This is a genomic window from Candidatus Frankia nodulisporulans (assembly GCF_902806475.1).
Lineage (GTDB): Bacteria > Actinomycetota > Actinomycetes > Frankiales > Frankiaceae > Frankia > Frankia umida.
Genome location: NZ_CADCWS010000384.1, coordinates 1 through 2,774 on the forward strand (window position 1 = coordinate 1; position 2,774 = coordinate 2,774).

At 71.6% G+C, this 2,774-nt stretch carries 2 protein-coding genes; one reads left to right on the plus strand and one right to left on the minus strand.

The genetic code is table 11. From position 1 onward, the window contains the following. Window positions 1-1,382: galactose-1-phosphate uridylyltransferase (gene galT / locus G6R24_RS23000; RefSeq protein ID WP_225438834.1), on the minus strand; the 1,382-nt coding region annotated here is incomplete at its 3' end. Window positions 1,383-1,798: 416 nt separating this feature from the next. On the opposite strand from galT, the gene soxR reads away from it, so the two are divergent. Beyond that, entirely contained in the window at window positions 1,799-2,575 is a 777-nt protein-coding gene (gene soxR, locus G6R24_RS24640; RefSeq protein WP_476695820.1) for a redox-sensitive transcriptional activator SoxR, read from the plus strand. Window positions 2,576-2,774 lie beyond the last annotated feature (199 nt).

The following is a 2,774-nucleotide window of genomic DNA, read 5'->3' on the forward strand; positions in this document are numbered from 1 at the left end:
GCCATGGTCAGGCCGGACGGTGGCAGGGTCACCGCGCTGTCCCAGGAGGACGACATCACCGTGCGCAGGCGGCCGGCGGCGTCCTCGGGAGTCATGTCGCGTGCGGGCTCGGCGAACATCTCGTAGCCGACGACGTGTTTGCGGATCGTCGGTGACCGTAGCAGCGGCGGGTAGACATGGGCGTGCAGCTGCCAGACGGTCTCGGGGCGCTCCGCTGCGCCGACCCTGGTCACGGTGGGATGCGGGCCGGGGGCGCCGTGCCATCCCATGGAGAACGGGAACGGGTAGTCGAACAGGGCGTCGTAGCCGGTGAGCAGGCGGCCGAGGACATGGGCGAGACCGCTGCGCTGGGTGTCGTCCAGTTCGGCGAGGCGGGTGACGGGACGGCGCGGCAGCAGCAGGGTCTCGAACGGCCACATCGCCCAGTAGGGGACGACGACCAGCCAGTCCTCCTCGTCCAGGACGATCCGTTCGGCGGCGGCCGTTTCGGCGCGGATGTAGTCCAGCAGCAGCGACCGACCTGACCGGGCGTAGTGCTCGCGCTGGTGGGTGTCCTCGGCGGCGGCTTCGTCGGGCAGCGCGTCGCAGGCCCAGACCTGGCCGTGCGGATGCAGGTTCGACGCGCCCATCGCCGTCCCGCGGTTCTCGAAGATCTGCACCCAACGCCACCGGCGGGAGAGCTCGGCGTCCTGCGCCGCCCAGGTCTCGACGACGGCGCGCACCTCGGCGTGGGACATGTCGACGAGTCCCCGGCCGTGATCGGGGCCGAAGCAGATGACCCGGCAGGTCCCGTGCGCGGGCGCGCTACGCAGCAGCCCGGACCCGGTGGGATCGACCGCGGGAACGTCGCCCGCCCGCGCGACACGGTCGACGCCAGCGACACCTTCCCGCCCGGCGGCTCCGTCGGACGTGCCGGGGCTGTCAGACGTGCCGAGGCTGCCGGAGGCGGCGGGACTGTCGGACGTGCCGGGGCTGTCGGAGGCGGCGAGGAGGGCTTTCCGCGCGACGACGCCGGGTGCCGGGACGGACCCGGTGGTGGACCCGGCCGGCGCGGCCGATGGCGAGATCGACGCCGAAGGCCGGGACGGGAGCGGGAGATCCTCGACGATGTGGCCGGGACCGGGGGGAGGTGTGGGATTCGGTGCGGGCCGAAGCGCCGGGAAGTCGTTGGTGAAGACGTACGTGCCGCGGTAGTCGGGGTTACGGGCGCCACCGGCGCGTCGGTTGCCGGGGCACAGGTCGCAGTGCGGGTCGTGGGCGGCTGGCGACGGTAGGACGGGGGCATCCTGGCCGCCGTGCCACGGGCGGCGCACACGGCCCGGGGAGACCAGGACCCAGCGACCGGTGAGCGGGTTGAACCGCCGATGCGTGGTGTCGTCCATCGCTTGGACAGCCTGCCATGGCGGGCGCGGGCACGCGGGCCTGTGTGGACCACCCCGGCGGGTCGGCGCGGACGGTCCAGGCGCACCGGCCCGCCCGCACGACCCTCGAATGACTACCCCGGGAGTTCCCCCGAACACGATGTGCTCACCAGCTGACCGGATGGGCAGCCGTACCGCAACCGCACGCCGAGGCCATGACCCCGGTGTGACACACCACGCAGCGCCGCCGGGCCGGTCCGGCGTGGGCCCTGCAACACGGATCACAGTGCACCCGGATCGCCACCCGCCGGCCGACCGCACCCCCAGCCGGGTGGCACACCCCCAGCCGCGGGTGCGCCGGAGGAACCGGCCCGCGGCGGCACAGGTTCGGCAAAAACATAAACCTGAACTCAACTTCACCTCCCTACACTGGGGCCATGCTTCCCACCGACCTGATGACCGTCGGCGACCTGTCCGCACGAAGCGGCTTCGCGCCGTCCGCGCTGCGTTACTACGAGCGACAGGGCCTGCTGACCGCTACCCGCACCAGCGGCGGACAGCGGCGTTACGAGCGACACGTGCTGCGCCGCCTCGCGTTCATCCGGGCGGCGACCGCGGTCGGCCTGAGCCTGGACGAGGTCGCCGCGGCGCTGGCCGCGCTCCCCGACTCCCGCACCCCTACCAAGGCGGACTGGACGGTGATCTCGCGCCGCTGGCGGTCCCGGCTGGACGAGGAGATCGAGGCACTCACCGCGCTGCGGGACGGCCTAGACGCCTGCATCGGCTGCGGCTGTCTGTCGCTGCGCCGCTGCCGGATCTCCAATCCGAACGACTGGGTCGGTGCCTACGGCTCCGGCGCCCGCGTCTTCCCCCCGGCGTTGCGCCGCGCGGGCCACGGCCACCACGGCGGCCACCGTCCGTCACCATTGCTGGGCGTCGAGCCGGCGGGCGAGCCGACCGGCGGGTGCTCCGACAGCGTCGTGGACGAACCGGCCTGCCACCCGAACGATGAGTTGGACTGTGCGACCGCGGGCGATGTTCGGGCCGGCGCGACGGTCACCACGGCCGACGCGATACCTGACGGGCCAGCTCAGGTGACTGAAACAGGCGAACCTGGCGGGATCCGCGGGACCGGCGAAACGCCTTTTGTTGACCGGCGGCGGACCTGCACAAGCCAACAGGAAGATCACATTGCGAATTCGCTGCGACCTTGACATCGGACTGTCCAGGTCTCGAAACTTCCGGCCGGGATAGTAACCCGTACCCCCCGTCGGTGCACGATCTCCACGAGTCCGATAGGAACGTCCGATAGGAACGAAGGTGGGGGTTCGGTCGTCCAAGGGTGACCGGTAACCGACGGACACACGTGAAACGGCCGGGCACAGGGACCTAGAAGACCACTGAAAATCTTGC

Excerpts from the sequence above, each read along its gene's own strand:
- soxR (WP_476695820.1), top strand. The coding sequence starts at position 1,799 with ATGCTTCCCACCGACCTGATGACCGTCGGCGACCTGTCCGCACGAAGC.